The 14,015-nt window shown below is 70.9% G+C and carries 12 protein-coding genes and 9 tRNA genes; 5 read left to right on the plus strand and 16 right to left on the minus strand.

The window, feature by feature from the left end:
* Positions 1–367 precede the first annotated feature (367 nt).
* The 3 genes from BM290_RS01750 to BM290_RS01760 all read right to left on the minus strand — a co-directional run bounded on the left by BM290_RS01750 (position 368) and on the right by BM290_RS01760 (position 3,308).
* A complete protein-coding gene (locus BM290_RS01750) occupies positions 368–1,012 on the minus strand; it encodes a phosphotransferase (protein ID WP_239143311.1) in 645 nt (214 codons plus the stop codon).
* A 75-nt stretch (positions 1,013–1,087) separates the two neighbouring features.
* Positions 1,088–2,659, minus strand: a complete 1,572-nt coding sequence (locus BM290_RS01755) for a DHA2 family efflux MFS transporter permease subunit (RefSeq protein ID WP_093609208.1) — start codon at positions 2,657–2,659, stop codon at positions 1,088–1,090.
* 58 nt (positions 2,660–2,717) lie between these two features.
* Entirely contained in the window at positions 2,718–3,308 is a 591-nt protein-coding gene (locus BM290_RS01760) for a CPBP family intramembrane glutamic endopeptidase (protein WP_143133565.1), read from the minus strand.
* Positions 3,309–3,545: 237 nt separating this feature from the next.
* Here BM290_RS01760 and BM290_RS01765 point away from each other — a divergent pair, with 237 nt between their 5' ends.
* Positions 3,546–5,396 (plus strand): elongation factor G, encoded by a 1,851-nt coding sequence (locus tag BM290_RS01765; RefSeq protein ID WP_093609212.1) that lies wholly within the window; start codon positions 3,546–3,548, stop codon positions 5,394–5,396.
* Positions 5,397–5,433: 37 nt separating this feature from the next.
* On the opposite strand, the gene BM290_RS01770 is transcribed toward BM290_RS01765, so the two are convergent.
* Entirely contained in the window at positions 5,434–6,852 is a 1,419-nt protein-coding gene (locus BM290_RS01770; protein ID WP_239143310.1) for a nucleotidyl transferase AbiEii/AbiGii toxin family protein, read from the minus strand.
* A gap of 32 nt (positions 6,853–6,884) precedes the next feature.
* Positions 6,885–7,733 (minus strand): GNAT family N-acetyltransferase, encoded by an 849-nt coding sequence (locus tag BM290_RS01775; protein WP_093609866.1) that lies wholly within the window; start codon positions 7,731–7,733, stop codon positions 6,885–6,887.
* A gap of 48 nt (positions 7,734–7,781) precedes the next feature.
* On the opposite strand from BM290_RS01775, the gene BM290_RS01780 reads away from it, so the two are divergent.
* Complete coding sequence (locus BM290_RS01780) at positions 7,782–8,348, plus strand: NUDIX hydrolase (RefSeq protein ID WP_093609216.1); 567 nt, start codon at positions 7,782–7,784, stop codon at positions 8,346–8,348.
* Here the strand turns inward: BM290_RS01780 and BM290_RS01785 are convergent.
* Positions 8,326–8,913: a dihydrofolate reductase family protein gene (locus BM290_RS01785; protein ID WP_093609218.1), complete on the minus strand. Its 588-nt coding sequence runs from the start codon at positions 8,911–8,913 to the stop codon at positions 8,326–8,328. The genes BM290_RS01780 and BM290_RS01785 overlap by 23 nt on opposite strands.
* Before the next feature lie 452 nt (positions 8,914–9,365).
* Between BM290_RS01785 and BM290_RS48030 the strand changes: the two genes are divergently transcribed.
* Both BM290_RS48030 and BM290_RS48035 read left to right on the plus strand, forming a co-directional pair.
* Positions 9,366–11,051 carry a hypothetical protein gene (locus tag BM290_RS48030; protein WP_177319533.1) on the plus strand — a complete coding sequence of 562 codons (1,686 nt, stop codon included), beginning with the start codon at positions 9,366–9,368 and terminating at the stop codon, positions 11,049–11,051.
* Positions 11,051–11,959 carry a 5'-methylthioadenosine/S-adenosylhomocysteine nucleosidase family protein gene (locus BM290_RS48035; protein WP_177319534.1) on the plus strand — a complete coding sequence of 303 codons (909 nt, stop codon included), beginning with the start codon at positions 11,051–11,053 and terminating at the stop codon, positions 11,957–11,959. The genes BM290_RS48030 and BM290_RS48035 overlap by 1 nt, the downstream gene beginning before the upstream one ends.
* 73 nt (positions 11,960–12,032) lie before the next feature.
* Here the strand turns inward: BM290_RS48035 and BM290_RS01795 are convergent.
* The 9 genes from BM290_RS01795 to BM290_RS01835 form a co-directional block, all read right to left on the minus strand.
* A tRNA-Met gene (locus BM290_RS01795) sits at positions 12,033–12,111 on the minus strand.
* 2 nt (positions 12,112–12,113) lie between these two features.
* Positions 12,114–12,186 (minus strand) — tRNA-Lys (locus tag BM290_RS01800).
* An 11-nt stretch (positions 12,187–12,197) separates the two neighbouring features.
* A tRNA-Pro gene (locus BM290_RS01805) sits at positions 12,198–12,272 on the minus strand.
* 8 nt (positions 12,273–12,280) lie between these two features.
* Positions 12,281–12,354 (minus strand) — tRNA-Met (locus BM290_RS01810).
* A gap of 4 nt (positions 12,355–12,358) precedes the next feature.
* Positions 12,359–12,449: transfer RNA gene (locus BM290_RS01815), tRNA-Ser, on the minus strand.
* 14 nt (positions 12,450–12,463) lie between these two features.
* Positions 12,464–12,536, minus strand: a tRNA-Ala gene (locus BM290_RS01820).
* Positions 12,537–12,541: 5 nt separating this feature from the next.
* A tRNA-Leu gene (locus tag BM290_RS01825) sits at positions 12,542–12,615 on the minus strand.
* Between the two features lie 13 nt (positions 12,616–12,628).
* Positions 12,629–12,701 (minus strand) — tRNA-Leu (locus BM290_RS01830).
* A gap of 7 nt (positions 12,702–12,708) precedes the next feature.
* Positions 12,709–12,781: transfer RNA gene (locus BM290_RS01835), tRNA-Arg, on the minus strand.
* Between the two features lie 280 nt (positions 12,782–13,061).
* On the opposite strand from BM290_RS01835, the gene BM290_RS01840 reads away from it, so the two are divergent.
* Positions 13,062–13,421, plus strand: a complete 360-nt coding sequence (locus BM290_RS01840; protein ID WP_093609220.1) for a DUF2784 domain-containing protein — start codon at positions 13,062–13,064, stop codon at positions 13,419–13,421.
* On the opposite strand, the gene BM290_RS01845 is transcribed toward BM290_RS01840, so the two are convergent.
* A complete protein-coding gene (locus tag BM290_RS01845; protein ID WP_093609222.1) occupies positions 13,396–13,980 on the minus strand; it encodes a TetR/AcrR family transcriptional regulator in 585 nt (194 codons plus the stop codon). The genes BM290_RS01840 and BM290_RS01845 overlap by 26 nt on opposite strands.
* Between the last annotated feature and the right edge of the window lie 35 nt (positions 13,981–14,015).

Below are 14,015 nucleotides of genomic sequence, written 5' to 3' on the forward strand. Positions count from 1 at the left end.
AAAGCCGCGCCGCCACGAACCCGCACCACCACCGCCGCAGGGAGGCTGCGCCGACACGAAAGCGTGACGTCACCGCTGCGAGGAAGACGTCACCGCTGCGAGGAAGCTGCGGCCCGCACGGACTCGTCGCCAGGGTCGCTCACCCGCAACGTCACCGTTGCGGGAAACGGGGGGTGGCCCTGGCGGCGCCGGGTAACCGGCTCAGGAGACGGCGCCGCGGATGAAAGGCGTCACGGCGGCAGCCAGCCCAACGGCCCCGGCGTCGGTAAGCAAGGGGCCGACCCTCAGAAGACGGCGCCGCGGATGAGAGGCGTCACGGCGGCAGCCAGCCCAACGGCCCCGGCGTCGGTAAGCAAGGGGCCGACCCTCAGGAGACGGCGCCGCGGATGAGGGGCGTCACGGCGGCAGCGAGCCCAGCGGCTCCGGCGGCGGTGAGCGAGGGGTCGGCCCGCCGGATCTCCAGCGCCTCGCCCAGCCCGTCGAGCTGTTCGCCGCCGACCCGGGTCAGGAAGGCCCCGAGGAACGCCGTTGCCGCGCCCGCGTGCGGATGGCCGGGGTCGGCGGCGACCTGGGCGATGATGACGGCGGTCAGGCACACGTCCACGGCGGGCCGGCCCTCGGCCGCGTTGTGCCAGTCGATCACGACGGGGCCGCGGGTAGTGAGCATGACGTTCTCGGGGTGCAGGTCGCGGTGCAGGATGCTGTCCCGGCCGGACCGGGACGGCAGCCGATGCAGGTGTTCGTGCAGGCCGGCCAGGATCGCGGCGCCGTCGTCGACGCCGAGGTGCCCGGCGGCGAACGCGTCGGCCATGGTCGGCCCGTCGAGCCGCTCCATGATCATGTCGGCGCCGTTCGCCGAGTGGACCTGCGGCACCGGGAAGCCGTGGGCGGCCAGGTGGCTCATGAGCCGCGCCTCGGCCGTCGCGTCGTCGCCGCGGCGGTAGCGCCGCAGCACCCGGCCCTCGCCGATCGCATAGACGTCCGCTTCCCGCCCGGAGCCGAGGAGATCCATGCCGGTCACGGTACCGACACGGCGCGAGGCCGCCCGGCCGGAGCCGGACGGCCTCGTGGCCGCTGCGGGAGACGATCAGTGCAGGATGACCGGGGTGGCGCCCTTCTCCTCGTCGAGGAGGTGGGACTCCTCCTTCTTCCGCGGCAGGAACAGCGCCGGGATCAGGGTGAGCAGGGTGAGGACGAAACCGACGGTGAACGTGGTCGCGAACGAGTCGGCCGCGAACGCCAGGCCGCGCTCCAGGAGGCCCTGGTCGGGGAAGCCGGCGACGACCTCGGGTTTCATCTGGCCGGCGATGGCGAGGCCGGCCTCGGTGACCGGGTCACCGCTGGGCGGGACGGGCAGGCCGGGGACGGGCGGGGAGTCGTTGAGCTCGGAGGTGAGGATCACCGACATCACCGCGCCACCGACGGAGCCGGCGATCTGCTGCAGGATGTTGAGCAGGGTCGAGCCGCGGGCCACCTCGTGGCTGGTGAGGGTGCGCAGCGCGGACGTCATGATCGGCATCATGGTGCCGCCCATGCCGAGGCCCATGACGAACAGCGAGCCGCACAGCAGCACATAGGACGTGTCCGGGCCGACCTGGGTGAAGGCGAAGAAGCCGGCCGCGATCAGGAGCAGCGCGAACGGGACGGTCCGCCCGACCGGGATCTTGTCGGCGAGCATGCCGGCGATCGGCATGGTGACCATGGCGCCGATGCCCTGCGGGGCCATCAGCAGGCCGGCGTGCAGCGTCGACTCGCCGTGGATCTGCAGGAAGTAGCTGGGGAACAGCAGGCCGGCGCCCATGAACGCGACGGTGAAGACGGCCAGCGTGATCGACGCGACGGTCAGGTTGCGGTTGCGCAGCAGACGCAGGTCGAGCAGCGGGTGCCGCGGCTTGAACGAGTAGAGGACGAACCCGATCACCAGCAGGGCGCCGGCCAGCATCGGCGCCCACACCTTGGTGGCGGTGATGGTCTGCTCCTCGGGCAGGGTGGAGACGCCGTAGAGGAAGAGCGCGAGACCGGGCGACAGCATGAGCATGCCGATGAAGTCGAACGACTCGGACGGCTCGGGGGTGTCCTTCGGCAGCACGATCTGGGCGTAGATGAGCGCGCCGAGACCGATCGGCAGGTTGATCAGGAAGATCCACTTCCAGCTGTACGAATCGATGAGCCAGCCGCCGAGGATGGGGCCGCTGATCGGGCCGAGCAGCATCGGGATGCCGAGGACCGCCATGAGCCGGCCGATGCGCTCCGGGCCGGCCGCCTTGGTCATGATCGTCATGCCGAGCGGCATGAGCATGCCGCCGCCGAGGCCCTGGAGCACCCGGTAGGCGACGAGCTGGCCGATGTTGTCGGCGGTGGCGCAGAGCACCGAGCCGAGGGTGAACAGCAGCAGCGCGGTCATGTAGAGCCGCTTGGTGCCGAACCGGTCGGCGGCCCAGCCGGTCAGCGGGATGACCGTGGCGAGCGCCAGGGTGTAACCGGTCATGGTCCAGGCGACCTCGGCATACGTCGCGCCGAACTGCGCCTGGAAGGTCGGGATCGCCACGCTGACGACGGTGACGTCGAGGATCGACATGATGGCGCCGAGGACGACAACCCCGGCGATTTTGAGTACGGCGCCGTCCAGTTTCGCCGGCGCCGAGGTCTGACTGCTCACAACATCTCCACAGGTAGGACGGCGTTCCGGAGCTTAGTGACGGGGTACGACACGGTTCTCAGGATTTATCAGGGCCGCCGGAATCCGTCCGACCGGATCGGCGCACCCACGCCGAAGCGAGTATTCCCAGGCCATTGGCGGTCCAGTGGAGGACGAACGGGGCGAGGACACCGCCCGAGACGGCCCGCAGAATGCTGAGAAGTACCCCCGCGAGGGTGGTGAACGCCACTTCTCCGCTGTCCGGAAGATGCCAGAGCCCGAAGAGAATCGCCGTGATCGCGGTCGCCCAGCCCACTCCGTGGCCGTCGGCGATCAGTGCCCACAGCACGCCGCGGAACGCCACCTCCTCGAAGATCACCGTGGCGAGCGGCACCCCGACGAGGGCTCGCCGGAGCGGGTGGTCGTAGGAGCGGGCGGCCAGGGCACGGCGCCCGGCGGGGACGAGGAGCACGATCCCGTACCCGGCCGCCGTCAGCAGGGCCGCGCCCAGCGCGTACCCCCAGCCGTGGAGGGGAAGGGCGACCCCGGAGACCGCGACCAGCAGGGCCGCGGCGAGCGGCCCGGTGAAGGGCTGGGCCCGGGCCGGCCCGCGGTGGTTCCAGACGCGGACCGCCGCCATGATCAGCAGGACGACGGCGATCGTCGGCATGACCGCCACCTTAATCGTTCGACGCCGATCGGCGCGTTCTCGTACCGTTGCGCCATCACCGCGACCCGGAGAGGAGACCCGGCCATGCGTTACCGCACCGCCGTCGTCATCCCCGCGTCGCGTTTCGAGCTGATCCTCGTGTCTGGCATGGCCGGCTCCGGCTGCGCCACCGGGGCCGGTTGCTGCCTGTGACAGGCGCGGTCCGCCTTCCGTTCAGACTCGAAAGAATCCACGATCATGCATGTCCGCAATCTCGGCATCCTCGCCCACGTCGACGCCGGCAAGACCACCCTCACCGAGCGGATCCTCTTCGCCACCGGTACGACCCACCGGACCGGCCGGGTCGACGACGGCACCACCGTGACCGACTTCGATCCACAGGAACGCGACCGTGGCATCACCATCTTCGCCGCGGCCGTGAGCTGTGACTGGGCCGGTCACCGGATCAACCTGATCGACACGCCCGGCCACGTCGACTTCTCCGACGAGGTGGAGCGGTCGTTGCGCGTGCTGGACGGCGCGGTCGCCGTCTTCGACGGGGTGGCCGGTGTCGAGCCGCAGTCGGAGACGGTGTGGCGCACCGCCGACCGCTACCGGGTGCCCCGCATCGCCTTCGTCAACAAGCTCGACCGGGCCGGCGCCGATCTGGACGCCGCGGTGGCCTCGATCCGTGCCCGGCTCGAGGTGGTTCCGCTGGTGCTGCAGGTCCCGGTCGGCCGGGAGGGCGGCTTCACCGGCGTGATCGGCCTGGTCGATCAGCCGCCGCCGTCGGTCGCCGAGGCCCGGCGGGCGCTGGAGGAGGCGGTCGCCGAACTGCATCCCGACGCGCTGGACGAGCTGGACGACATGTCCGACGCGACGCTGAAGAGGGCGATCCGGGAGCTGGTCGGAAACGGTCAGGCGGTGGCCGTCCTGTGTGGCTCCGCCTACCGGGACATCGGTGTGGAACAGCTGCTCGACGCCGTCGTCGACTACCTGCCCGCACCGGCCGGCGACAGCACCGGCGATCCGGTGGCGCTGGTCTTCAAGAAGCGCGACCGGCTCAGCTACCTGCGCGTCTACCAGGGAACGATCACGAAGGGGGATGTCCTGTGGGACGCGCGCGACGGCCGTACCGAAAGAGTCTCGCGCATCCTCCGGGTCCAGGCCGACCGGCACACCGACATCGACCGGGCGGTGGCCGGCGACATCGTCGCCGTCACCGGGCTGAAGGCCGTCCGCACCGGCGCCACCCTCTCGACCAGGGAGAACCCGGTCGTGCTGGAGGCGCCGCGGGTGACCGAGCCGCTGGTCTCGGTCGCGGTGGGGGCCCGCACGCGATCCGAGGCGCAGCGTCTGCCGGGCGCTCTCGCGGCGCTGGCCGCGGAGGACCCCTCGCTGCGGGTACGCACGGACGCCGAAACCGGTCAGACGGTGCTGTCCGGGCTGGGCGAGCTGCATCTGGAGGTGGCCGTGGAGAAGCTGCGGCAGTCGACCGGCCTGACGCTGACCACCGGCCGTCCGCAGGTCGCTTACCGGCAGGCGGTGACCCGCGGTGTCACCGGTTTCGTGTATCGGCACGTCAAACAGGACGGTGGCTCGGGCCAGTTCGCGCATGTCGTCCTGGACGTGACGCCGGTCGACGGCACCGGCTTCGTGTTCACCTCGACGGTGACCGGCGGCCGGGTGCCGGCCGAGTTCGCCCGCGCGGTCGAAGCCGGCTGCCGGGAAGCGCTCACCGACGGTGAACATCCGGTGGTGGGTCTGCGGGTGACGCTGACCGACGGCCAGACGCACGTGAAGGACTCGTCGGAGATGGCGTTCCGGGCGGCGGGCCGGTTCGGGCTGCGGCAGGCGCTCCTGGGCTGCACGCTCACCCTGCTCGAACCGGTCGCCGAGGTGACGGTCAGCGCGCCGTCGGACGCGATCGGAGCGGTGCTCGGCGACCTCGCCGCGCGGCGCGCCCAGGTCACCGACTCCTCGGTACGCACGGTGACCGCCACGGTTCCGCTGGCCGAGCTGTTCGGGTACGCGACGCGGCTGCGCAGCCGTACCCACGGGCGGGGCACGTTCACCAGCCGTCCGGCCGGTTACCGCCCGGCGGCGTGAGTGACGGGCGGGCCCGGGATTCTCCCCCGGGCCCGTCTCATTCGCGGTCCAGTGCCAGCGCGAGCCGCCGCTGCCAGTGCACGGCGTCTCCGGGCACCCCGGGGTACTCGGCGACGAAGTTGTCCCAGTCCACGTCGTGCCAGCTCAGCGGCGTGGCGGCGGAGAACTCCAGGGCTTCGTCGCCGAGTTCGGGCAGCAGCAGGTCGCGGACCAGCTCGACGTCGACGGTGGTGTGCTCGGCGAGCAGCGCCGCGTCGTACAGATCCTTGCCCTGCGGGTATCTGTCGGTGGCCAGCCACAGCAGTTTCCAGGCCAGGGACAGCTCCGCCGTCGCGGCCAGGATCAGGGCCGGCACACCCGGGAGCGCGACCGGCTCCGGCTCGATCGGCAGGCGCTCGCCGAAGACCACGTCGATCTGGACGCTGCCGTCCGGCAGGTCCGGCGTCGAGAACGGGATGACCAGACGGCGGCCGTCGGCACGCTCGTACGTCCAGATGGCGGACTCGCCGGCCTCCCCGGGCCGCAGGCCGGCCTCGGACGCCGCCGCCTTGATCCCGTCGAGCAGGTCCCGGGCCGCCCGGCTGTCGCTGGTGATGTTCGAGGGTGTGACGACGAAGTCGAGGTCACCGGGCCGCCGGGCGTCGGCGCCGACCCAGGCCCGCATGACCGCGCTGCCGCGCAGCACCAGGTGCTCCGCCCACCGGCTGCCGCCGAGCACGGTGAGCAGCTCGTTCATTCTGGTCTCCCGCGCCGCCCGCCAGCGCCGGCCGGTCGGCGGGTCGGCGAAGACCGGCTCCCCCGGCCGGTAGGCGTTGCCGAACTGTTTGAGCGCGGGGTCGAAGGTCAGCAGCTGCTCGATCTCCCGGCCGCCCGGCACCGGCCGGAAGGTGGCCGGCATGCCGCGGCGCAGAGCCCCGTCGATGACGCGGGGCGGGTTCTCCGGCACGCGGGCCTCTGTCAGCCAGCCGTCGTCCCAGCCGGGATTGCTGTCGTGCCGGACCACCCAGCGCCGGATCGAGACGAACTCCAGACCGAGCCCGCGCAGTGCCGCCGACAGGGTGGCGAGGCTCGCCAGGGCGGCGTCCGGATCGGTGTCCGGGCAGCGCTGGACGATGATCGGGCGCGGGTCACGGCACAGTCCGGCTCCGCTGACCTGGAGAAGGTCGGTGAGCGCGAGGATCACGGCCACCCGGGACGGCTCCGACCGCAGCTCGATGTGGTGCTCGAAGTCGCGCTCGGCCGGCCGGGCCTCGTCGGCCGGCGCCAGCGTGCGGGTCCGCATCGGCGTCAGCCAGGGACGGCCGGACCGTTCGATCTTCTCGATCCACTCCCGGATGACCGCCGCCCCGCCGGGCGCCACCAGCATCGGCTGTGAGCGGTGCCGGCCCCGCTCCAGCCGGACATGCCGGAACTCCACGCCGTGGCCGGCGGCGAACTCCGCGAGGGCATGATCCATAACGCGTTCCACGGTGATGCTGCTGATCACGGTCATCGCGGCAGGTCGATCTGGTAGAGCAGGCTGCGGTGGGTGGGGCGGTAGCCGAGCGCATCGTTGACCCGGCGCATCACGGTGTTGCTGTCGGCGGTGTCGGCGAGCAGCCCCTCCAGCTTCGGGAACCGCGCCCGGATCTCCTCGATCTGCGCCGCCTTCAGCCACCGGGCCAGCCCGCGTCCGCGGTGCTCGGGCAGCACCCCGGTCCCGTAGTGCTGCCCGTCGCCGGCGCCGTCCCCGGCCACCACGACCTCGGTGAACCCGGCGATCTCCCCGTCCGCCCCGATCGCGGCGGTGGTCAGCAGGATCTCGCCGCGCTCCGCGACGGCGGCGGCGACCCGGTGCAGCCGCTCCACGTCCCACACGTCCGGGGTCCAGGCGGCGTCGTCCATCGGCATGTCGTCCATGGCGCGCCGCGACCGCGCGTAGGTCCCGGCCAGCTCGTCCGGCACCGCGCCCGCCCAGTGCACGAGCCGGTAGCCGTCGACAGCCCCGGCTTCGCCGCGGAAAACAGCGAGATCAAGGCGGGTGTACGTGAGAGCCAGCACCCGCCGCATCCCGGACGCCACGCAGAACGACTCCCCCGCGGAGCCCTCCTCGACGGCCGGTCCGAGCAGCCCCGGCAGGCCACGCTCGGTGGCCGACCCGACCGCGGCGTGCAGCAGCCGGGTGCCGACGCCGGTCCGGCGTTCCGCGGGATGCACGGTGATCCGCAGGTCGGCGGCCCCGCCTCCGGCCGGGATGAAGAGGCGGGCGGTGCCGAGAGGACGTCCGTCGTCGCCCTCGGCGATCCAGACCGGGTTGTCACCGGAGGGGTCGGTGAGCGCGTTGATGCGAGTGACCATGCGACGCATTGTCACCTGCCTGGCACATATGGGTGCCATCATTTTCGGATGCGTTCAACGGTGGCGGCAGTGCACGACGTGGTGACCAGGCTGGAACCGGCCGACAATCTGGAGGGCGAGCACCGTGGGCACGCCCTCGGCTGGCTGCGGAGCACCGACGACGTGTTCCGCCGGGTGAAACCGGCCGAGCCGTCCCGGCATCTGGTGTCCTACGTGGTCCCGGTGGATCCGGACGACGGGGACGTGCTGCTGGTCGAGCACGTCAACGCGGGTCTGTGGCTGCCCCCGGGCGGGCACGTGGAGGTGGACGAGGATCCGTACGAGACGGCGGCCCGCGAGATCGAGGAGGAGCTGGGCGTGACCGCTCCGGTCTCCGCGGCCCCGCTCTTCCTGACCGTCACCGAGACCGTCGGCGTCGACGCTGGGCACGTCGACGTGAGCCTGTGGTACACCGTCGAGATCCCCCGTGACCAGCCGCTGCGGCCGGACGCCGGCGAGTTCCACAGTGTCCGCTGGTGGAGCCGCGACGAGATCGTCAAGTCCGATCCGGCGCTGTTCGACAGGCACCTGGGCCGCTTCCTGAGGAAGCTGCCTAACGCAGAACGCGGTAGGTGAGGTGGGTGACGCCCCGGCCCTCGATCACGCGCGGATCACTGAGCCGGACCGGCGTCACCACCTGATCGCCGAAGAAGCTGGTGCCGGCGCCGAGCAGGACCGGCACCAGCGACACGGTGATCTCGTCGAGCAGCCCGGCGTCCAGGTACTGCTGGGTGAGAGTCGGCGTCGACACCGACACGGTCCGCTCCCCCGCCGTCTTCTGCGCGGCCTCCAGCGCCGCGATCGCGTCGGTCCAGAAGGACGTCTCCGAATCGTCGCGCGGCCATCCGCCCGGCACCGAATGGCTGACCACGAACACCGGACATCCGGCGGGATGCCGGCCGCCCCAGCCGTCGGTGTTCTCGAAGAGCCGGCGCCCGCAGATCAGGGCGCCCGTCTCGCAGAGGGCGGGCCGCAGAAATCCGGCGCTCGCCTCGGTCACATGAAAAATCCAGCGCGGATCAGCACCCGGCACCTCGACGTCACCGTTCTGGTACCACCCGAACAGCTCGGCCACACCGTCGTGCTCATCCGCGACGAACCCGTCCAGCGACATGGACAGGGCAGCGACGACCTTGCCCATGGCAGCCCTCCTCACGCGCATCCCTTCTTCGCAGGCTTCCCCTTCGGAGCGGTTCACGCAACCCATTCATCTGCGCGTTCGCCCAGGTGAGGACTCCGCGCGCAGGCCTCCGCGCGATGCACTCGGCCCACTCCGAACGGATAATGTCTAGTTGACACAAACACTCGACAGGGTTACTGTCGAGAAGACATCAAGGTCGATGACATCACAGCGCGGCCGACGTCACGCTCCTCGATGCGGTCAGCCCTGATCGCCCGCATTGCCATCGGACGCCGACCAACAGACCACCGAACGACCCGTTCAGCCGAGTCCGCCCTTAATGGTCCTCAGTGGACCATTTCCGGTGCGGAGCGCCACGGGATTCCCCGCCGATCGCCGCCGCCATCGGGATCGATTCTGCAGCCGGCGACGCCTCAGTCAACATCCGCGCACATCGCACCGAAGGAGTACCGGTGTCTCAATTCACCACGCACGCACCGACGCATCCGGGGCCCAGACCGGAGGAGCCCTATCCCGTCGACCCGCTGACCGCGACGCGGCACCTCTGCGCCGGCGCCTATCTCGACGAGACCTTCCGGAACGAATGCCTGCGCGAGGTGTATTACGAGCCGAAGCGCATCGTCGCGCCGTCGTTCGGTTTCGACGCCGTACCGGTTCTCGCGCATTGTGTGAAAGCACGGAACGGCGCGCTGATCCGGGACGCCGTCATCGTCGGCACGGTGCTGGTCACCCTCTGCGCGGCGCCGGCCTCGCTGTTCCTGGTCCTGACCGCGATGGCCGCGCTCCATTCCACGATCGTCACCTACCGCCTGGCCAAGGAGTGCTTCCAGCGGCTGCGGGCCAACGAGCCGATGGCGCTCGGCCCGCTGATCATCCGCCTGTTCTTCCTCCTCATCGGATACTGCGTGGTGTTCCTGCTCTTCTGGCTGGCCGTGGCCCTCGCCGGCACGGCCGCCACGACCACCAGCGCGAGCAGCATCGAGGGGTTCATCGCCGCGCTCGGGGCCGGGGCCTTCCTGGTCGGTGTGCTGATCTTCGGCGGATCGCTCGGTTTCCACCTGTGGCGGCAGTCCGTGCTGGACCGGATGATGCCCGGGGTGGCGCTCACCCAGCCGGTGCACAACCAGCGGCTCGAGGAGGTCGCCCGTCAGCAGCGGGGCAACACCACCGTCTACAGCGGCTTCCGGTCGTACGTCGGCTCCGGGGACGTCGCCGGCAGCTCGGGCTTCGCGATCCGGCTGGTCCGGGCCGTCAACCCGGCCGCGCGGCAGCTCGACGGGGTGATCGGGCGGCACGCCGACGGCTCCGGCGACTCCGAGCAGCGGCGCGAGTTCGAGCAGCTGCCGTTCGCCGCGCAGCAGCTCGTCGACCACGTCCGGGAGCGGCTGTCGACCCTGCTGCCGCAGCGCGCCGCCGAGGAGCAGATCGCCGGGCTGACCGTCGAGGACCGGGTGTGCCTGGCCGGCACCGAGGTGAGCCAGCTGCTGCCGTACACGCCGCCGGACGTGATGGCCGCGGTGATCCGCCACCCGACCTCGCCGGCCCGGCACTACCTCGCGTGCCAGGTGTTCGCGTGGGGCGGCCAGCTGATCCCCACCGTCTACGTGCACGTGGCGGTCCAGGGCCGCTCGCTCTACCTGGAGATGACGACGACGGTCCTGCCGCCCTGCGACGAGCGGTTCCGCATCGTCGACTCGGTGGACGGGCACGGCGCGGCCGCGTGGTGGCGTGCCGTCAAGACCGGCGTGGCCGACGCGCCGCGCGCGATCTGGCGGGCTCCGGTCCATCTGGCCAGCACCCTGATCAACATGGTCGCCGGGCAGAGCAGCGGCCAGGCCGCCGTCACCCGCGGGTTCGACTACGGGGCGCGGGTCGGCATCCGGGAGCTCGGCAGCGACACCGACGTCCGGTACCTGGCGCAGTCGCAGGACATCGCCAAATACCACAAGCTGATCGAGCGTCGCGTGTTCGCCTCGGTCCTGGACTACCTGGACAGCCACGACATCGACACCTCCGAGTTCCGCAGCCGCGCGGCGTCGGTCCTGAACATCAGTGGCGGCGTCTTCGCCAGCGCCGACTCGGTGACCTTCGCCGGCCCGGTCGCCGGACGGGACATGAACGGCGCGGGAGAGCAGTGATGACCGATCACTCGGGGGGCATCCACGTCTCCGGGACCACGGTGAACTTCGGCGGCCCGGTCGCCGGACGCGACATGACGTACCACGCGGCGCCCCAGGCCGGACCCGGCGCGACCGGGTCCGCCCGGCCCCGCCGGTCCGCCGACGTCGCCGTCCTGACGATCATCGACGAGGAGATCCGGGCGGTCCAGGCGACGCTGCAGCGGATGCGTGACTACCGGGAACGGCGGCTGTCGTACGGCCCGCTCGCCCGGGAGGCCTGGCTGCCGGACGCGGAGAACCGCCCGATCCGGGTGGCCGCCGTGCAGACGTACACACGCGGCACCGACTCGGCCGGGCTCGCCTACCGGGAGCTGGTCGCCGAGTACAACCCGGCCGTGGTGCTGCTGGTCGGCATCGCCGGTGGCGTCAACCCGAAGGTCCGGGTCGGCGACGTGGTGATATCCGACCAGGTGATCGCCTACGACGCCCGCCGGGAGGCGGCGGGCCACACCTACCGGCGCGGCCAGGCGCAGGCGATCGCCCGGCCGCTCGGCGACCGGCTCAACGACTTCATGTCCAAGACCACCGCCGAGCAGGTACGCCCGGACGGCGAGACCTTCCACATCCGGCGCGGCCCGATCGGCTCGGGCAACGCCGTGGTCACCGACGCCCGGTCGGAGATCCGCCGCTGGCTGGCCGAGTTCAACGAGAAGGTGATGGCCGTCGAGACCGAGGCGGCCGGGGTGGCGCAGTCGTTCCACGAGAGCGCCCAGCAGGACGACAGCCCCCGCGGCTGGCTGACCATCCGTGGCATCTCCGACACCGCGGACAAGAAGAAGGGACACTCCTACCACGACCTGGCCGCCCGGCACGCGGCCGAGGTGATGGCCCTGATCCTGCCGTTCCTGGTCTTCGACGAGAAGTAGCCCCTGCCCCGGCGGGGACGGCCGCGCGGTGGCACGGCCGTCCCCGCCGGGAACCGGGGCTGCTGTCGGGACGTGGAGGCAGGGGTGGGATTCGAACCCACGATTTCCGGCTTATGAGACCGGCGAGGACGACCGAACTCCTCCACCCTGCGAGTGCGCCGCCGGGGACTCGAACCCCGAACCTGCTGATTAAGAGTCAGAAGCTCTACCCATTGAGCTAGCGGCGCTCGTCGTGCAGTCGGGTCGGCGGGATTCGAACCCGCGTCCTCTCGCTCCCAAGGCGAGCGCGCTGACCAAGCTGCGCCACGACCCGTTCGTACGTGTCGCCGGGTGGTTTCGAACCACCGGCCTCCGCCTTATGAGGGCGGCGCTCTCGGCCCCTGAGCTACGGCGACGGAGCGGAGAGCGGGAGATTCGAACTCCCGGCAAGAGTCATTACCCCTGCTCCGGATTAGCAATCCGGCGCCTTCGGCCACTCGGCCAGCTCTCCACTGTGTTACTGCGTGGACCCGGCCGGACTCGAACCGGCCACCTTCCGCTTGCAAGACGGATGCTCTACCTGATGAGCTACGAGCCCTTGCGTACCCGGAGAGGGATTCGAACCCCCATCCTCCGCACCCTGAATGCGGCGCCTCTGCCAGTTGGGCTACCCGGGCCTGATCTCCTGCGTGCCCTCGGCGCGATTCGAACGCGCACCGTCCAGATCCTCGGTCTGGTGCCTCTGCCGTTGGGCCACGAGGGCGAAACAGTGTCCCCGGAGAGATTCGAACTCCCGACACCCGGATCCGTAATCCGGTGCTCTTTCCGCTGAGCTACGGAGACATCGTCATATCGCTTTTCAATTGTCAAAGAAGGCACAACGAGAAACGCCGCCCGGTTCCGTGAGGAAGGGCGGCGCAGAGATCGCTAGCTGGTTGCTAGCTGCGCCACCGGCCCAGAAGTCGGGCGAGACCTCGAACGGGGAGACTCGGCATGGCCTGCATCGTGGCGGACATCGTCTCCCCCTCTCTGTGTTTCGCGGCCCGGCCGGGTCGGTGTTGATGACAAACATAGGCGGCCTCGCGGCACCCGTCCAACGAATTAATCGAGGAAACTGAAGGACATGATCTACCGGGTTCTGGCCGAGGCCACGATGGTCGTGCACTTCCTGTTCATCGCGTTCGTGGTGACCGGCGGTTTCCTGGCGTGGCGCCGGCCGCGGCTGATCTGGCTGCACCTGGCGGCGGCCGTGTGGGGCCTGTGCATCGTCGTGTTCGCCCTGAACTGCCCGTTGACGTATGTGGAGAACTGGGCGCGGGAGCGGGCCGGCCAGTCCGGATTGGAGCGCGGGTTCATCGACACGTACCTGACCGGCGTGATGTATCCGGAGCGCTACCTGGACGAGGTGCGGCTGCTGATCGCCGTGGTGGTGGCGGTCTCCTACGCCGGGGTGGTGATCAGGTGGCGGCGGCGACGGGGATGATCGCCGCGACCGTCCGCAGCACGTGCTCGGGGGCGGGTGGCGGCCCGGTGCGGTCGGCGAAGAGCAGGTGGCCGGTGCCGATCAGGATGGCGCCGAGCGTGGCGGTGTCGGCGCCGGCCGCGATCCGCCCGCGGGACCGCTCGTCCTCCAGGTAGGCGGCGAACAGCTCGGCGGCCTCGGTGAGCACCGGGACACCGGCCGGCCACGTCTCGCGCAGCCGGGCGCGCAGCCCGTCGCGGAAGGTCACGAGCGCGACGATGGCCACCGCCACCGAGCCGAACAACGAGGTCAGCGCCTCCGCGACGGCGGTGGTGACGGATCCCTCGCCGGCGCGCAGGGCGACGACACGGGTGTCCATCCGGGTGGAGCGATCCAGAACGTACTCCGCGAGGAAGTCGTCGAAGTCGGTGAAGTGCCGGTGCAGGACGCCCTTGGCACAGCCGGCGCCGTCGGTGACGGCACGGCTGGTGAGCGCCTCGGGACCGGAGGCCAGCAGGATCCGGTCGGCGGCGTCGAAGAGTTGGGCCCGCACGTCTCGCAGGGCCACACCGGTCGGCACATCAGGAATCTAGCCGAGTGGGCGAGTGCCCACTT

It is taken from the genome of Actinoplanes philippinensis, assembly GCF_900113015.1.
Lineage (GTDB): Bacteria > Actinomycetota > Actinomycetes > Mycobacteriales > Micromonosporaceae > Actinoplanes > Actinoplanes philippinensis.